We start from the raw sequence: 16,584 nt of genomic DNA on the forward strand, positions 1-16,584 counted from the left end.
GGCAATCGTCCTTGATACTTGGAACGGGGAAACAGGGGAGACAGGACAGCGAGGGAGCCAGCCTCAGCTGGCCCATGGCGGGCTGTAGCGCACCTTCAGCGTGCGCACGGCCGGGTCGGCGCGCAGCGCCTCCATCAGCTTGGAATCGATGCGTACCGCGCTCTGCCCGGACACATCGAGCATGCCGGCGACGCCGCCGTGCGGCCCCTTCAGCAGCAGGTCCAGGCGCAGTGGCGTCCGTCCCGGGCGATGGCGGTCGAGCAGCGCATCGATGCGCTCCCAGACCGGGCGCTGCTGGCGCAGGTCCAGGCGCAGCGACAGCCGCGTGGCGTAGTTGGCGCAGACCTCATCGAAGTCCCAGCACTGGCGGATGCGCAGCGCGAAGCCGCCATTGAACTCGTCCTCGCGCAGGCCGCCCTTGACCACCAGGATGCGGTCCTTGGTCATCAGGTGGCCGAACTCGGCCATCGCGTCGGAGAACGCGCTGCACTCGACGCGGCCACGTCCGTCCTCAAGCTGGATGAAGATCTGGCTCTCGCCCTTGCGGCGCACGCCGACCACCTGGCCGGCCAGCACCGTCTGCACCTCCGGGCGCCAGCGCTTTTCGCCGCCGCCGCCACCACCGCTGTTGGCGCTCCAGATCTTCTCCACCGAACCCAGGTCATTGCCGACCAGATCGCGCACATCGTCGCGCCAGGGATCGAACGGGTGGCCACTGAGATAGAAGCCCAGCGTGTCGCGCTCGCCGTTCAGGCGCTGCAGCAGCGGCCACTCCTCGGCTTCGGGCAGGTCCAGCTGGATCGTGGTCGCGCTCGGGTCCGGGCCACCGAACAGCGAGTTCTGTCCCGAAGCCCGCTCGCGGGCCATCTGGTCGGTAGCCTTGATCACCTCCGGCAGCTGCAGCATCAGCGAGGCACGGTTGCGGCCGAGCTCGTCCAACGCACCACAGTTGATCATCGCTTCCAGCGTGCGCCTGTTGAGCTTGGCCGAACCAACGCGCGTGCAGAAGTCGAGCAGGTCCTTGAACGGGCCGCCCTTCAGCCGCTCCTCGACCACCGCCTCGCAGGCACCCTGGCCGACGCCCTTGATCGCCCCGAGGCCGTACTGGATGGTGTCCGGCGTCACCGCTTCGAACATGAAGGCCGACTGGTTCACCTTGGGCGGCAGCACGGTCAGGCCGAGGTTGCGCACCTCGTCGAGGAAGCCGACCACTTTGTCGGTGTTGTCCAGATCGGACGACAGCGTGGCCGCCATGAACTCAGCCGGGTAATGGCGTTTCAGCCAGGCGGTCTGGTAACTGACCAGCGCGTAGGCAGCGGCGTGCGACTTGTTGAAGCCGTAGCCGGCGAACTTCTCCATCAGGTCGAAGATTTCGTCGGCCTTGGGGCCATCGACGCCGCCCTTGGCTGCACCTTCGCGGAAGATCTCGCGGTGCTTGGCCATTTCGGCCGGTACCTTCTTGCCCATCGCGCGGCGCAGCAGGTCGGCGCCGCCCAGCGAGTAGCCGCCGACGATCTGCGCCATCTGCATGACCTGCTCCTGGTACACCATGATGCCGTAGGTGTCCTTCAGGATGGCTTCGGTGCGCGGATCGGGATAGATGATCTCTTCCTGGCCGTGCTTGCGCGCGTTGAAGGAGGGAATCAGGTCCATCGGGCCGGGGCGGTACAGCGACACCAGCGCGATCAGGTCTTCGAAACGGTCGGGGCGCGCGTCCTTCAGCAGGCGGCGCATGCCCGAGGATTCGAACTGGAACACCGCGCCGGTGTTGCCGTTGGCGAAGATGTCCCTGTAGGTGGGCGTGTCGTCCAGGGGGATCGCGGCGATGTCCACCGGCGGGATGCCGGCGCGCTCATGGCGCTTGTTGATCGCCTTCACCGCCCAGTCGATGATGGTCAGCGTGCGCAGGCCCAGGAAGTCGAACTTCACCAGGCCCACTTCTTCCACGTCGTTCTTGTCGAACTGGGTGACCGGGTTCTTGCCGAGGCCGTTCTCGTCGTGTTCGGCGTACAGCGGGCAGAACTCGCTCAGCGGCTCGGGCCCGATCACCACGCCACCGGCGTGCTTGCCGGCGTTGCGGGTCAGGTCTTCCAGCTGCAGCGCCAGGTCGATCAGGTCGCGGACATCGTCCTCGGTCTCGTAGCGCTGGATCAGTTCGGCCGACGCCATCTCAGAGCTCGGGCCTTCCTTGCCCTTGCCCAGCGCATCTTTCAGGTGGATGCCGAGGATGTTCGGGATCAGCTTGGAGACGCCGTCGACCAGGCCGTACGGGAAGCCGAGCACGCGGCCGGAGTCGCGCACCACCGCCTTGGCGGCCATGGTGCCGTAGGTGATGATCTGGCTGACGCGCTCGCGCCCGTACTTGCGGGCGACGTAGTCGATCACCTCGTCGCGGCGGTCCATGCAGAAGTCGATGTCGAAGTCGGGCATCGACACGCGTTCCGGGTTCAGGAAGCGCTCGAACAGCAGGTTGTACGGCAGCGGGTCCAGATCGGTGATCTTCAGCGCCCACGCCACCAGCGAACCGGCACCCGAACCACGGCCGGGGCCGATCGGAATACCCTGGTTCTTGCCCCACTGGATGAAGTCGGCCACGATCAGGAAGTAGCCCGGGAAGCCCATCTTGATGATGGTGTTGAGCTCGAATTCCAGGCGCTCGAAATACTCTTCGCGGGTCTTGCCCGGCGCCAGCGGATTCTTCTCCAGGCGCTCTTCCAGCCCATCGCGCGACATCTTCTGGATCCAGGTGTCCAGCGTCTCGTCGTCCGGCACCGGGTAGTTGGGCAGGAAGTAGGTGCCCAGCCGCATCTCGATGTTGCAGCGCTCGGCCAGCGCCAGCGTGTTGTCGATCGCATCGGGGATGTCGGCGAACAGCGCGCACATCTCCTCGGCCGACTTCAGGTACTGCTGGTCGCTGTATTCGCGCGGGCGCTTGGGGTCGTCCAGCACGCGGCCGGTGGAAATGCACACGCGCGCTTCGTGCGCGCTGAAGTCCGACGGCGACAGGAAGCGCACGTCGTTGCTGGCCACCACCGGCAGGCCACGCTGGCCGGCGGCCATCAGCGCGAACTGGTTGAAGGCTTCCTCGCCCTCGCGGCCGGTGCGGGTCAGCTCCAGGTGCAGGCCATCGCCGAACACGCGCTGCCAGTCGGCCAGCTGCTGCTCGGCCAGTTCATGCTTGCCGTCCAGCGCCAGGCGCCCGGCCAGGCTCTGCCGCCCGGCCAATGCGAACAGGTTGGCGTTGCCGGCCTTCAGCCAGTCCGGGTGCACGGCCACGCCGCCCTCGGGGCGATGGCCTTCCATCCAGGCGCGGGTCAGCAGCCGCGACAGGCTCAGGTAACCCTCGCGGTCGCGGCACAGCAGGGTCATCCGCCAGGGGTCCTGGCCTTCCTCGGCGATCAGCACGTCGGCACCGGCGATCGGCTTGATGCCCACGCCTTCGGCGGCCTTGTAGAACTTGACCAGGGCGAACAGGTTGTTGAGGTCGGTCACCGCCAGCGCGGGCAGGCCGAGTTCGACCGAGCGCGACAGCAGGTTGGCCTGCTTGGCCTTCTTCGGGTCCGCCTGGTCCGGTTTGGCCGGCACACGGATGGTGGAGTCCGCCAGCGAGAACTCGGTGTGGACGTGGAGATGTACGAAGCGGGAGTTGGACATGCCGGACCAGGTTGGAGCGCGCGGGCCCCGGGTGCTGACGGAAGATCGTCGCCGGGGTCGGGAAGCGCTGGAATGCCCGGTCAGGGTAGCGAGGGCAGGGGGTTGCCACAAGGCTTGACAGGGGCACGGCGTGGCGCCGGATTCAGGCGTGCGGGAGGCCGCCTTCTGTAGAGCCGAGCCCATGCTCGGCTGTCCACAGCAGCCGAGCATGGGCTCGGCTCTACAACTCCAGCAGGCTCAGGCGATGGCCGCCGCCTGCGTCAGGCCCAGGCACTCACGCACCGGGGCGAAGCTGCGCCGGTGTTCCATGCAGGGGCCGTGCTCGCGCAGGGCGGCCAGGTGGGCCGGGGTGCCATAGCCCTTGTGCTGTTCGAAGCCGTACTGCGGGTGGCGGGTATGCACGTCCTGCATGTAACGGTCGCGCGAGACCTTGGCCAGGATCGAGGCGGCCATGATCGCGCGGTCGATGCCATCGCCGCCGACCAGCGCCTGCGCCGGCAGCACCAGGCCCTTGGGCACCACGTTGCCATCGATGCGGGCGAAGCCGGCCACATGGGCAACCGCTGCAACGACGTCACGCATGCCCTGCAGGGTGGCCTGGTAGATGTTCAGGCGGTCGATGGTGTCCACGTCCACCAGCACCACGTGCCAGGCCAGGGCACGCTCGATGATGCGGTCATGCAGCTGTTCGCGGCGGGCCGCCGTCAACTGCTTGGAATCGTCCAGGCCGTTGATGCGTGGCCGTGACGGATCGAATACCACCGCCGCCACCGCCACCGGCCCGGCCAGCGGGCCACGTCCGGCCTCGTCGACGCCAGCGACCAGGCGTTCCGGCTCGACCACCGTCGCGCCGTCGAACAGGGCCAGGCTGGCCGCTGCGGCGTGACGGCGGCTCATGCCTGCGCCTGGTCGCGCATCAGCAGTTCGCCGACGGCATCGGCGGCACGCGCCGAAGCATTGCGGCGCAGGCGCTCGTGCAGTCGCACGTACGTGTCCTGCAGGTCGATCACCCGCTGCGGGTGGTCGAACCATTGCTGGATGGCCGCGGCCAGCCTGTCCGGCGTGCAGTCGTGCTGCATCAGCTCCGGCGCCAGGTCCTGGCCGGCCAGGATGTTGGGCAGGGCGAAGCGGTCGACCTTGATCAGGCCCAGCGCCTTGACCAGGCGATAGGTCAGTTCGTTGACGCGGTAACCGACGACCATCGGCCGCTTCACCAGCATGGCTTCCAGGGTCGCGGTGCCGGAGGCCAGCACCACCACGTCGGCGGCGATCATCGCGTTGCGCGCCTGGCCATCCAGCACGTGCGAGTAGGCCACCGGCAACGCCGAGCGCGACAGCTGTTCTTCGATCAGCTGCCGGCAGGCCGGGTTGGCGGCAGGCACCACCACATGCAGGCCCGGAATGCGTTCAGAGACCTGCCAGGCGGCTTCGAAGAAGGGTTCGCCCAGGCGCGAGATCTCGCCCAGGCGGCTGCCCGGCAACACCGCCAGCACCTTGGCCGAGGTCGGCAGCCCGAGCGCGGCACGGGCTTCCTCGCGGTTGCCCTGCAGCGGAATGTCATCGGCCATCGGGTGGCCGACGAAGCGTGCGTCGATGCCGTGCCTGGCATAGATCGGCGGTTCCATCGGGAACAGGCACAGCACCAGATCCGCGCTGCTGCCGATCTTCTCGGCGCGCTTCTCGCGCCAGGCCCAGACCGAGGGACTGACGTAATGCACGGTGCGCACGCCGCGTTGCTTCAGCCAGCGCTCGATGCCCAGGTTGAAGTCGGGTGCGTCGATGCCGATGAACACGTCCGGCTGCCATTCTAGGGCGCGCTGGCGGAACGCCGAGCGCAGCTTGAGCAGCCGCGGCAGGTGGCGCAGCACTTCGGTCAGGCCCATCACCGCCAGCTCGCTGGCATCGTGCCAGGTCTGGCAGCCGGCGCTGCGCATGGCATCGCCGCCAATGCCGGCGAACTCGGCATTCGGGAAGCGCGCCTTCAGTTCACGCACCAGGCCCGCACCGAGCAGGTCGCCGGACGCTTCGCCGGCAACCAGCGCGATCCGCAACGGGCGCTCGCTGAGCACCCGCTGTGCGGGAACGCTGCCGGCCATCGAGGCCAACGGAATCACCGCGGCGCCGGCCGCCGCCTGGCCGGTCGTGCTGCTCATCGCAGCAAGGGCCTCTCGGCGTGCTCGATGAAGTCCAGCATGGCCTTCACGTCATTGCTGTCACGCGCCTGTTCGGTCAGCTGCTGCTTGGCTTCGGCCAGCGGCAGGCCGGCCACGTACAGCGTGCGGTAGGCCCGCTTGATGGCCGAGATGCGGTCGGCGTCGAAGCCGCGGCGCTTCAGGCCTTCGCTGTTGATGCCGCGCGGGCGGCCCAGCGAATCGGTACCGACCATGGTGAACGGCGGTACATCGCCATTGGTCAGCGCGCCCATGCCGAGGAAGGCATGCGCACCGATGCGGCAGAACTGGTGGGCACCGGCGAAGCCGCTGATGATCACGTAGTCGCCCACGGTCACGTGGCCGGCCAGGGTGGTGTTGTTGGAGAACACGCAGAAATTGCCGACATGGCAGTCGTGCGCCACGTGCGTGTAGGCCAGCATCCAGTTGTCGTTGCCGATGGTGGTGATGCCGCCGCCGCCGCCGGTGCCACGGTTGAGCGTGACGAACTCGCGGAACACGTTGCGGTCGCCGATCACCAGTTCGGTGCGCTCACCGGCGAACTTCTTGTCCTGCGGCTCGCCACCGATCGCGGCGTGGCCGACGAAGCGGTTGTCGCGGCCGATCCGGGTCGGGCCGTGGATGCTGCAATGGGGGCCCACCACCGTGCCGGCGCCGATTTCAACATCGGGGCCGATCAGGGTGAAGGCGCCCACCTGCACATCGTCGGCCAGGCGCGCGGCCGGATCGATGACGGCGGTGGGGTGGATCCGCGGTGCGTTGTCAGTCATTGCTGCCTCCAGTGGATCAGCCCTTGGCGCCGGCGCACATGACCTCGGCCGACGCGACGACTTCGCCGTTGACCTTGGCTTCGCCGTAGTACCAGCCCATGTTGCGGATCAGGCGCTTCATCTGCACGTCCAGCATCAGCACGTCGCCGGGCACGACCTGCTTGTTGAAGCGGGCGTTTTCCACCTTGACCATGTAGAACAGCTTGGACTGCGCATCGCGGCCGAGCGTGAGCTGGGTCATGACGCCGCCGGCCTGCGCCAGCGCTTCGATGATCAGCACGCCGGGCATGATCGGGCGGCCCGGGAAGTGGCCCTGGAAGAACGGCTCGTTGATGCTGACGTTCTTCTGCGCCAGGATGCGCTTGGCCTCGACGTCGAGTTCAAGCACCCGGTCCACCAGCAGGAACGGGTAGCGGTGCGGAAGCAGTTCCTGGATCTGGCAGACATCGATCGGAAGCTGCAGCGAATCGTTCATTCTTTCTCCTTGCCAGCAGCCAGGACGCGGCGAGCCAATGCGTCCAGCTGCTTGAAGCGCGCGGCGTTCTTGCGCCACGTGCGGTTGTCGGTCAACGGGGTGCCGGACGAGTACTCGCCTGGCTCATGGATGGAGTTGCGGACCACCGACTTGCCGGTGATCACGACCTTGTCACAGATTTCGAGGTGGCCGACCACGCCAACGTGGCCGCCAAGCAGGCAGTAGCGGCCGATCTTGGCGCTGCCGGCGATGCCGGTGCAGCCGGCGATGGCCGAATGCGCGCCGATCTGCACGTTGTGGGCGATCTGCACCAGGTTGTCCAGGCGCACATCCTCGTCCAGCACGGTGTCTTCCAGCGCGCCGCGGTCGACGCAGGTATTGGCGCCGATCTCGCAATCGTCGCCGATGCGGACGCCGCCGAGCTGCGGCACCTTGATCCACTTGCCAGCGTCCATCGCCAGGCCGAAACCGTCGGCGCCGAGCACGGCACCGGGATGCACGCGCACGCGCTTGCCCAGCGTGACCCGGGTGACCAGGGTCACGCGGGCGATCAGTTCACAGCCGGCATCCAGGCTGCAGTCCTCGCCGATCACGCTGCCGGTGCCGATGATGCAGTTCTCGCCGACCACGCTGCGCGCACCGACCGAAACGAACGGGCCGATATGGGCGCTGGCGGCCACCTGGGCGCTGGGGTCGATGACGGCGCTGGGGTGGATGCCCGGTGGGCGGGTCGGCGCGATGTCGAACAGCGCGGCGATCTTGGCGAACGCGGTGTACGGGTCCTTGGCGACGAGCGCAGTGCCCGGGGCGGCCTCGGCGTCGTCGGCACGCAGGACCACCAGCGAGGCCTGGCTGTCGGCCAGCTGGGCGCGGTAGCGCGGGTTGGCAAGGAAGGTCAGCTGGCCAGGGCCGGCATGGGCGAGGGTGGCCACGCCATGGATGGCGGTGGCGGGGTCGCCATGGACCTGCAGGCCGAACTGCTCGGCGAGTTGCTGGGCGGTGTAGGTGGGAGTATTCACGGCGGGAGTTTAACGTGTGACGCCATTTCGGTCATGCGGGGGGCAGGGCTTGGCGCCTGCCTGGTACGGGCGGGAGGCGGCGGGTGGCCCTGGCCAGGACACGCAAAACCCCCTCCATGGTGCTCGATGGCGCCATCCATGGCGCCAACGGTCCTGTCCAGGGCCACCCGCCGCCTCTGGACAATTTCCCGCGAGCGCGGCCAAAAGCCCGTGCCGTGCAGTGTCATCTGCAAAACGAAAACGCCGGGCAATGCCCGGCGCTTCGCACCCCGTCTGGTGGAGAGCCCCCCTTTGTTAAGGGGGGCGCGCCAGCGGCGCGGGGGATAGGTGAAATGCGCGGGCAATTCACCGGAGGTGGATCAGTTCTGAGGAACAACGTTCCTCAGAACTGGCCACCGAACGTGAATTGCAGACGCTCGATCTTGTCATCGTCTTCCTTCTTCAGCGGGAAGGCGTAGCTGATCGAGATCGGGCCGACCGGGGCGCGCCACAGCAGGGCCACGCCGGTGGACACGCGCAGCTCGTTGGCCTTGAAGTTCTGGGTGCCGTTGTAGACGTTGCCGAAGTCGACGAAGGCCGACACGCGTGCCGACGGGCTGTCGAACAGGCGCGGGAAGTAGGCTTCGACCGAACCGACGGTCTTCAGCGAACCACCCAGCGGCTGGCCTTCCGGATAACCGGTGGTGACTTCGCGCGGGCCGAGGGTGTTGTCCTCGAAGCCGCGTACCGAGTTGGTGCCACCGGCGTAGAAGTTCTCGAAGAACGGCAGGCCGCTGGCGGTGACGGTGCGGGTGGTGCCATCCGGATTGGTCAGCGTACGGGTGTAGTCGTTGCCGTAGGCATCGCCGTAGCCGATTTCCGCGCGGGTGTTGATCACCAGCGACGGCATGATCGGCCAGTACTTGCTGATCTGGTAGTTCAGCTTGTAGTACTCGATGGTCGAACCCGGCAGCGTGGTTTCCAGGCCGACGCGCTGGTAGGTGCCGCGGGTCGGCATGAAGTAGTCGTTGCGCGAGTCGCGCGCCCAGCCCAGCTCGGTGCGCCAGGCGTGGAAGGTGCGCTTACCGACCGCGTTGATGTAGTCGATGATCGACTGCGGGGTCGAGCCCTGGTAGGTGGTGATCTGGTTGCTGTCGATGCCGAACATCAGCGAGACGGTATCGGTCTCGGTCAGCGGCACGCCGAACACCACCTGCGCCGAACCATTGGTGCTGTTGTACTGCGCGGTATTGAAGTCGGAGTAGTCCAGTTCGCGCCAGGACAGGTTATAGCCCAGCGACACGCCGTCATCGGTGAAGTACGGGTTGGTGTAGCTGAAGCCGTAGCGCTGCAGGTAGCTGCTGCGCGAGGCTTCGACCGACACGCGGTTGCCGCCGCCAAGGAAGTTGTTCTGCGACAGCTGCACCGAGGTGGTCATGCCGTAGGACTGCGAGTAGCCCAGGCCGAACACGAAGCTGCCCGAGGTGGTTTCCTTGACGTTGTAGACGACGTCGACCTGGTCGTTGCTGCCGCTGACGGCCGGGGTCTCCACTTCCACCGATTCGAAGTAGCCCAGGCGCTGCAGGCGGATCTTGGAGCGGTCGATCGCGGCCTGCGAGTACCAGCTGTTCTCGAACTGGCGCATTTCGCGGCGCATCACCTCATCGGAGGTGCGGGTATTGCCACGGAACAGGATGCGGCGCACCGACACGCGCGGGCCGGGCACGACCTGCATGTTGATGGCGACGGTCTGCTCGGCGCGGTTGGTGGTCGGGATCGGGTTCACCTTGGCGAACGCGTAGCCGATGTTGGACAGCGAATTGGTGATGGTGTCCGAGCTGAATTCCAGCAGGGCACGCGAGAACGTGTCGCCGGACTTCTGGATCACCATGCGCTCGACGTCCTCCTGCGGGAGGATGGTGTCGCCGCTGACCTTGATCTCGGAGATCTTGTACTGCGCACCCTCGGTCACGCCCGCGGTCAGGAACATGTCGCGCTTGTCGGGGCTGATCGAGACCTGGGTGGAATCGATGCTGAAATCGACGTATCCGCGGTCCAGATACCAGGAGTTGAGCTTTTCCAGGTCACCGGACAGCTTTTCCTTGGAGTACTGGTCGTCACGGCGGTACCACGACGCCCAGTTGTGCTCCTTGGACTCCCAGGTCTCCAGGATGTCCTTGCTCTCGAACTTTTCGGTGCCGACCAGGTTGACGTGGCGGATCTTGGCCGCCTTGCCTTCCTTGATGGCGATGGCGATGTCCACGCGGTTGCGGTCCAGCGGGCTCACCGTCGGGGTGATGTCGACGTTGTATTTGCCACGGTCGTTGTACTGGCGGCGCAGTTCCTGGGTCACGCGGTCCAGGCTCAGGCGATCGAAGGTGCCGCCCTCGGTCAGGCCGATGTCGGACAGGCCCTTGAGCAGCTGGTCGGACTTGATGTCCTTGTTGCCGGTCACGGTCAGCTTGTTGATCGCCGGACGTTCCTTGACGGTCACCACCAGGATCGTGCCCTGGCGGTCCAGCTGCACGTCTTCGAAGAAGCCGGTCTTGTACAGGGCGCGGATCGTCTCGCCGACCTTGTTGTCGGTGACCGTCTCGCCACGTTCCACCGGCAGGTAGGTGAATACCGTGCCCGAGCTGATGCGCTGCAGGCCATCGACGCGGATGTCGCTGACAGTGAAGGGCTCGGCTGCCTGGGCCAGGGCGGGAGCGCCGGTGACGGCGGCGAGGGCGAGGGCCAGCAGGCGGCGATTGGGGAGTCGCGTCATGTCACGTCCGGTAGGAAGGTCGATTTCATTGGTGCGGGATGCCGACGCTGTAGACGGCAACAACATGGAAAAGTTCATCGCGGGACCAGGCCGAGGATGTCGTTGTAGAACGCCAACCCCATCAGCCCGGCCAGCAACGCCAGGCCGATGTATTGGCCGGCGGCGATGGCACGCTCGCTCAGCGGGCTGCCCTTGACCAACTCGATAAGGTAATACAGCAGGTGGCCGCCGTCCAAGATCGGGATCGGCAGCAGGTTGATGATGCACAGGCTGAGGGACAGCAGGGCAAGGAACTGCAGGAACCAGTCGAGGCCGCGCTTGGCCGAGACATTGGCCACGCGGGCGATGGTGACCGGCCCGGAGACGTTCTGAAGCGAGGCCTTGCCGGTGACGATGCGGCCCATCATGCCCAGCGAGTCGGCCGCCAGGCGCCCGGTTTCGCGTACCGCGACGGTGACCGAGTCCAGGGGGCCGTAGCGCAGGAGTGTGTCGTAGGGGGGGCTGAACTTGGTCGGGAACTGAACGCCGATCTGCCACGTGGGGCCGCCCTTGGCATCCTGGCCCTTGCGCGGCGTCACTTCCAGCGCCAGGCGCTCGCCGCCACGCAGGACCTCGATCATGCCCGGGCCACCGGCACGGCCCAGCGCCTGGATCTCGCCGATCACCTGGTCGGCGCCGTCGATGCGCTGGCCGTCAATGGCCACGATCAGGTCGCCCGGCTGCAGTTGCCCGGCCACCACGGAGTCCGCGGTGAGCGACTCGACCAGCGCGGGCTGCAGCCACGACTGCCAGTACATGCCAGCCAGGATCGGCACCCGCCGCTCATCGAAACCCGCCGGCAGCTGCGACAGCGGCAGGGTGCGCGTGCGCACCTGGTCGGCCGTATCCAGCACTTCCAGCTTCACGTCGCGGCGGTCCATCGCGGCCGCGGTCAGTGCCATGCTGGCCTCGCCGAGGGTGACCACCTGGCGGTCGTCCACGCGCAGCACGCGGTCGCCGCTGGCCAGGCCGGCACTGGCGGCGATGCCGCTGACGCGGCCGACGGTGGGCGAGTAATCCTGCTTGCCGATCACGAACATCGCCCACAGCAGGAGGATGCACAGCAGCAGGTTGGCGATCGGGCCGGCGGCAACGATCGCGATGCGCTGCCAGACGGTCTTGTGGTTGAAGGCCTGGCCGCGCTCGTGCGGGTGGACTTCGACCTCGCGTTCGTCGAGGAACTTCACGTAGCCACCCAGCGGAATGGCGGCGATGGCGAACTCGGTACCATGCCGGTCGCGGCGCGACCACAGCGGCCGGCCGAAGCCGACCGAGAAACGCAGGATCTTGACCCCGCACAGGCGCCCGACCCAGTAATGCCCGAACTCGTGGAACGTGACCAGCAGCCCGAGGCTGACAATCATCCACCAGACCGATCCGATGAAGTCAGTCATGCAGGCTCACAGTGGCGGGCAGGGGCGGCGGCGTCATGCTGGGCGAGGCGGTCGTTCAGGCGGCGTCGATGGCGTTCAGGGTGAGCTGGCGTGCCCGCTGGTCGGCGGACAACAGGACCTCCAGTGTATCGGCTGCTTGCGTCGGCAGTGTTGAAAGAGCGTTAGCAACCAGCGCCGGGATCGTCAGGAAACCGATCCGGCCCTGAAGAAACGCTGAAACCGCCTCCTCGTTGGCAGCATTCAGCACCGCCGGTGCGGTGCCGCCGGCCTGCATGGCCTGCCAGGCCAGGGCCAGGCAGGGGAAGGCGTCGGTGTCCGGGGCCTCGAAATCCAGCCGGCCCTGGGCCAGCAGGTCCAGCCCGGCCACGCCCGATTCGATGCGCTGTGGCCAGCCCAGGCCAACGGCGAGGGTGGTGCGCATGTCCGGCAGGCCCATCTGCGCCAAGGTCGAGCCGTCGACGAACTCGACCAGCGAATGGACCAGGCTCTGCGGGTGCACCAGCACTTCGATGCGCTCACCGGGCACGCCGAACAGGTGGTGGGCCTCGATGACTTCCAGGCCCTTGTTCATCAACGTCGCCGAATCGACCGAGATCTTCGGTCCCATCGACCACTTCGGGTGGGCAACGGCCTGGGCCGGGGTGACCTGGGCCAGTTCGGCGCAGCTGCGGCCACGGAACGGGCCGCCGGAGGCGGTCAGCAGGATCCGGCGCACGCCGGCGCCGTCGACGCTGGCGTCGCGCGAGCGCAGGCACTGGAAGATGGCGCTGTGTTCGCTGTCGATCGGGATGATTTCGGCGCCGGCACGTTCGGCGGTACGGGTCAGCAGTTCGCCGGCCAGCACCAGCGATTCCTTGTTGGCCAGCAGGATGCGCTTGCCGGCGGCGGCCGCGGCCAGGGTCGAGGACAGGCCGGCAGCGCCGACGATGGCCGCGACCACGGTATCGCAGGCGTCGCTGGCGGCCAGCTGGTCCAGCGCGGCATGGCCGGCATGGGCTTCGGTGGCCAGTCCGGCGTCGCGCAGGCCGTCACGCAGTTCGGCGAACAGCGATTCGTCGGCGATCACGGCGTGCGCGGGTTTGTGCTGGCGGCACAACGCCAGCAGCCCCTGCACCTGGCGTCCGGCGGCGAGCACGGTCGCCTGGTAGCGCTGCGGGTGGCGGGCGATCACGTCCAGCGTGGAGGCACCGATCGAGCCGGTGGCGCCGAATACGGCGACCCGGCGCAGGTCTGCAGCAGCATTCATGGTCAGAACCCGAAGATTTCCTTGCCCAGCGCGAACACCGGGACGGCGGCGAGGACGCCGTCGACCCGGTCGAGCACGCCGCCATGGCCCGGGATCAGGTGGCCCGAATCCTTGGCGCCCGCGTGGCGCTTGATGAGGCTCTCGAACAGGTCACCCAGCACCGAGGCGAACACGGCCACGACCGCGGTGATCAGCAGGCCCGGCAGGTGTGCGGTATCGATCCCGGCCAGCCAGCCCAGGCCGACGGCCACGGCGACACCGGCCAGCAGGCCGCCGAACAGGCCTTCCCAGGTCTTGTTGGGGCTGATCCGCGGGGCCAGCTTGTGCTTGCCGAAATGGCGGCCGGCGAAGTAGGCGCCCGAGTCGGCCGCCCACACCAGTGCCAGCGCAGCCAGCAGCCACAGGTGGCCTTGCTTGCCCGGCGGATCGCCACCGGCATGGATCAGCACCAGCGCGGCCCAGGCGGGCACGATGGCAAGCGTGCCGGCCAGCATCTTCAGGATGCGCGAGGGCGCCGACGGCTGTGCACCGAAATTGAAGAAGCGCAGCCAGACCAGCGCGGCCAGCCACCAGGCAACGCCGGCCAGCGTGGTTATCTGGAACAGCACCAGCGTACTGCCATCGGCCCAGACCAGCAGCACCATCAGCAGCAGGTTCAGCACCAGAAGTACGGTGCGTGCCAGAGTGTCTTCGATACCGGCCAGCTTCAGCCATTCCCACAGGCCGATCAGCAGCACCGCAGCGGCGGCGGCGGCCAGCCATTGCGTGGGCAGCAGCAGGATCGCCGCAATGGCAACCGGCGCCATGATCAGCGCGGCGAGGACTCGGGTCTTGGTCATGGGCTGGAAGTCTCGGTGGCCAGTGCGGCAATCTGGGCGCTGGTCAGGCCGAAACGACGCTCGCGGCCGGCATAGGCGTCCAGCGCCTGCTGCAGCTGCCCGGCATCGAAGTCCGGCCACAGGGCCTCGGTGAACCACAGCTCGGTGTAGGCCAGCTGCCACAGCAGGAAGTTGCTGATGCGGGTGTCGCCGCCGGTGCGGATGAACAGGTCCGGCGGCGGCAGGTCGGCAAGGGCGACCTGGCTGCCCAGCAGCGATTCGTCGATCTGCTCGGGCAACAGGCGACCGGCCGCCACTTCGACGGCCAGGGCGCGCGCGGCGCGGGCGATGTCCTGGCGGCCGCCATAGCTGGCCGCGATCGACAGGGTCAGGGTGGTGTTGTCGGCGGTGCGCTGTTCGGCCAGCTGCATGCGGCTGACCAGCCCGGCACCGAAGCGCTCGCGTTCGCCGATGAAGCGTACGCGCACGCCGCGCCGGTGCAGCTCGTCCACCTCGCGGTCGAGCGCGCCGAGGAACAGCTTCATCAACGCATCCACTTCCTCCTGCGGCCGGCCCCAGTTCTCGCTGGAGAAGGCGAACAGGGTCAGCGCCGGAATGCCCAGTTCAAGGCAGCGCTCGATGGTGCGGTTGACCGCGCGCGCGCCGGCACGGTGGCCGATCACGCGGGGGCGACGGCGCTGCTGTGCCCAGCGCCCATTGCCATCCATGATGATGGCAATGTGGCGGGGCAGGGCGGCCGGTAACGGAGGCGGGGCTGAAGGCATCGACTTCAGACCGACAGCAGTTCTTTTTCCTTGTCGGCGACGACCTTGTCGACGTCCTTGATGTTGGCGTCGGTCAGCTTCTGGATGTCGTCTTCGCCGCGCTTCTTCTCGTCTTCGCTGATCGCCTTGTCCTTGACCAGCTTGGCGATTTCCTTGTTCGCGTCCTGACGGATGTTGCGGATCGCGATCTTGGCGCCTTCACCTTCCTTCTGCACCTGCTTGGCCAGCTCCTTGCGGCGCTCTTCGGTCGGCGGCGGCATGTTGATGCGGATCGCGGTGCCGAGGGTGTTCGGGGTGAACTCGGCGTTGTAGAGCCCCTTTTCGATCTCCTTGATCATGCCCTTGTCGAACGGCGTGACCAGCAGCGAGTGCGCGTCGGCGTTGGAGATCGAGGCAACCTGGTTCAGCGGGGTGCTGGCGTTGCCATAGGCACTGACCGTCACGCGGTCCAGCAGGGCAGGCGTGGCACGCCCGGTCCGGATGGAGGTGAGGGTGTGCTTCAGAGCGTCGATGCTCTTGGCCATGCGCGTCTGCGCGTTGTTCTTGATGTCGTTGAGCATCGCCCGGTCCTGGATGTATCTGGAATCGGGCGATTATAGGCGAATACGGGACGCTGCCGGGCCTGAATCGGCCCGATCGCCGCTTTGCGCTCAGGCTCAGGCCGGGTCGCGGCCCTGGACCAGGGTGCCGATGTTCGCGCCGTTGAGGATCTTCAGCAGCTCGCCCGGCTGGCCCATGTCGAACACGCGCATCGGCAGGTCGCTGTCGCGGGCCAATGCGAAGGCCGCCGTGTCCATCACTTCCAGGCCGCGGCGGATCACTTCGTCGTAGCTCAGGCTGTCGAAGCGGACCGCATCGCTGTGCTTGTTCGGGTCCTTGTCGTACACGCCATCGACCTTGGTGGCCTTCAGCAGCAGGTCGGCGCCGATCTCGATCGCGCGCAGGGCGGCGCCGGAATCGGTGGTGAAGAACGGGCTGCCGACGCCGGCGGCGAAGATCACCAGGCGGCCCTTTTCCAGGTGGCGGATGGCGCGGCGGCGGATGTAGTCCTCGCACACGTCGTTGATCTTGATCGCGCTCATCACGCGGGCCTTGGCGCCCAGCTTCTCGAGGGCATCCTGCATGGCCAGGGCGTTGATGACCGTGGCCAGCATGCCCATCTGGTCGCCGGTGACCCGGTCCATGCCGCCGGCGGCCAGGCCGGCGCCGCGGAAGATGTTGCCGCCGCCGATCACCAGCGCCACTTCGGCACCGGCCTGCTGGGCTTCGATGACCTCGCGGGCCAGGCGATTGATGACCTTCGGGTCGATGCCGTAGTCCTCGTCTCCCATCAGCGCCTCCCCGGACAGTTTCAGAAGGATGCGGCGATAGGCGAGCTTGGACATGAGGACCTCGGGTGCGTGGAAATCGCGGGCGATTCTACGCGCATGCGGCGTCGTGCCAAAGTGTTTTGTGCACTGCGGCGCA

General features: G+C 67.3%; 13 protein-coding genes. All 13 read right to left on the reverse strand.

Translation table 11 applies throughout. The annotated features are described in order from the left end of the window. Positions 1–63: 63 nt before the first annotated feature. Entirely contained in the window at positions 64–3,654 is a 3,591-nt protein-coding gene (gene dnaE, locus QP609_RS06425; protein WP_100449673.1) for a DNA polymerase III subunit alpha, read from the reverse strand. Between the two features lie 237 nt (positions 3,655–3,891). Next, a complete protein-coding gene (locus tag QP609_RS06430) occupies positions 3,892–4,551 on the reverse strand; it encodes a ribonuclease HII (protein ID WP_014646490.1) in 660 nt (219 codons plus the stop codon). Next, complete coding sequence (gene lpxB / locus QP609_RS06435) at positions 4,548–5,750, reverse strand: lipid-A-disaccharide synthase (protein WP_134967132.1); 1,203 nt, start codon at positions 5,748–5,750, stop codon at positions 4,548–4,550. Before lpxB ends, QP609_RS06430 begins: the two co-directional genes overlap by 4 nt. Positions 5,751–5,803: 53 nt before the next feature. After that, complete coding sequence (lpxA, locus tag QP609_RS06440) at positions 5,804–6,595, reverse strand: acyl-ACP--UDP-N-acetylglucosamine O-acyltransferase (RefSeq protein WP_014646492.1); 792 nt, start codon at positions 6,593–6,595, stop codon at positions 5,804–5,806. 16 nt (positions 6,596–6,611) lie between these two features. After that, positions 6,612–7,070 (reverse strand): 3-hydroxyacyl-ACP dehydratase FabZ, encoded by a 459-nt coding sequence (fabZ, locus tag QP609_RS06445; RefSeq protein WP_005415845.1) that lies wholly within the window; start codon positions 7,068–7,070, stop codon positions 6,612–6,614. Next, positions 7,067–8,089, reverse strand: coding sequence for a UDP-3-O-(3-hydroxymyristoyl)glucosamine N-acyltransferase (gene lpxD / locus QP609_RS06450; protein WP_014646493.1), 1,023 nt, complete (start codon positions 8,087–8,089; stop codon positions 7,067–7,069). Before lpxD ends, fabZ begins: the two co-directional genes overlap by 4 nt. A 382-nt stretch (positions 8,090–8,471) precedes the next feature. Further along, on the reverse strand, positions 8,472–10,835 hold the full coding sequence (gene bamA, locus QP609_RS06455) for an outer membrane protein assembly factor BamA (protein WP_014646494.1): 2,364 nt from the start codon (positions 10,833–10,835) through the stop codon (positions 8,472–8,474). 74 nt (positions 10,836–10,909) lie between these two features. Next, positions 10,910–12,268, reverse strand: coding sequence for an RIP metalloprotease RseP (rseP, locus tag QP609_RS06460; RefSeq protein ID WP_014646495.1), 1,359 nt, complete (start codon positions 12,266–12,268; stop codon positions 10,910–10,912). Between the two features lie 55 nt (positions 12,269–12,323). Beyond that, positions 12,324–13,514, reverse strand: coding sequence for a 1-deoxy-D-xylulose-5-phosphate reductoisomerase (locus QP609_RS06465; protein ID WP_014646496.1), 1,191 nt, complete (start codon positions 13,512–13,514; stop codon positions 12,324–12,326). Between the two features lie 2 nt (positions 13,515–13,516). After that, entirely contained in the window at positions 13,517–14,353 is an 837-nt protein-coding gene (locus QP609_RS06470; protein WP_014646497.1) for a phosphatidate cytidylyltransferase, read from the reverse strand. Next, positions 14,350–15,117 (reverse strand): polyprenyl diphosphate synthase, encoded by a 768-nt coding sequence (uppS, locus tag QP609_RS06475; protein WP_032956844.1) that lies wholly within the window; start codon positions 15,115–15,117, stop codon positions 14,350–14,352. Before uppS ends, QP609_RS06470 begins: the two co-directional genes overlap by 4 nt. 5 nt (positions 15,118–15,122) lie before the next feature. Then, a complete protein-coding gene (gene frr, locus QP609_RS06480; protein WP_014646499.1) occupies positions 15,123–15,677 on the reverse strand; it encodes a ribosome recycling factor in 555 nt (184 codons plus the stop codon). A 96-nt stretch (positions 15,678–15,773) separates the two neighbouring features. Beyond that, complete coding sequence (gene pyrH / locus QP609_RS06485) at positions 15,774–16,502, reverse strand: UMP kinase (RefSeq protein WP_014646500.1); 729 nt, start codon at positions 16,500–16,502, stop codon at positions 15,774–15,776. Between the last annotated feature and the right edge of the window lie 82 nt (positions 16,503–16,584).

It is taken from the genome of Stenotrophomonas sp. 8(2023) (assembly GCF_030345295.1).
Taxonomy (GTDB): domain Bacteria; phylum Pseudomonadota; class Gammaproteobacteria; order Xanthomonadales; family Xanthomonadaceae; genus Stenotrophomonas; species Stenotrophomonas muris.

Bases quoted from the DNA above. Each gene is read 5' to 3' on its own strand.
- pyrH (WP_014646500.1), bottom strand. From the start codon at position 16,502: ATGTCCAAGCTCGCCTATCGCCGCATCCTTCTGAAACTGTCCGGGGAG.
- QP609_RS06470 (WP_014646497.1), bottom strand. From the start codon at position 14,353: ATGACCAAGACCCGAGTCCTCGCCGCGCTGATCATGGCGCCGGTTGCC.
- rseP (WP_014646495.1), bottom strand. From the start codon at position 12,268: ATGACTGACTTCATCGGATCGGTCTGGTGGATGATTGTCAGCCTCGGG.
- QP609_RS06430 (WP_014646490.1), bottom strand. From the start codon at position 4,551: ATGAGCCGCCGTCACGCCGCAGCGGCCAGCCTGGCCCTGTTCGACGGC.
- QP609_RS06465 (WP_014646496.1), bottom strand. From the start codon at position 13,514: ATGAATGCTGCTGCAGACCTGCGCCGGGTCGCCGTATTCGGCGCCACC.
- frr (WP_014646499.1), bottom strand. From the start codon at position 15,677: ATGCTCAACGACATCAAGAACAACGCGCAGACGCGCATGGCCAAGAGC.
- lpxB (WP_134967132.1), bottom strand. From the start codon at position 5,750: ATGGCCGGCAGCGTTCCCGCACAGCGGGTGCTCAGCGAGCGCCCGTTG.
- bamA (WP_014646494.1), bottom strand. From the start codon at position 10,835: ATGACGCGACTCCCCAATCGCCGCCTGCTGGCCCTCGCCCTCGCCGCC.
- lpxA (WP_014646492.1), bottom strand. From the start codon at position 6,595: ATGACTGACAACGCACCGCGGATCCACCCCACCGCCGTCATCGATCCG.
- fabZ (WP_005415845.1), bottom strand. From the start codon at position 7,070: ATGAACGATTCGCTGCAGCTTCCGATCGATGTCTGCCAGATCCAGGAA.
- uppS (WP_032956844.1), bottom strand. From the start codon at position 15,117: ATGCCTTCAGCCCCGCCTCCGTTACCGGCCGCCCTGCCCCGCCACATT.
- dnaE (WP_100449673.1), bottom strand. From the start codon at position 3,654: ATGTCCAACTCCCGCTTCGTACATCTCCACGTCCACACCGAGTTCTCG.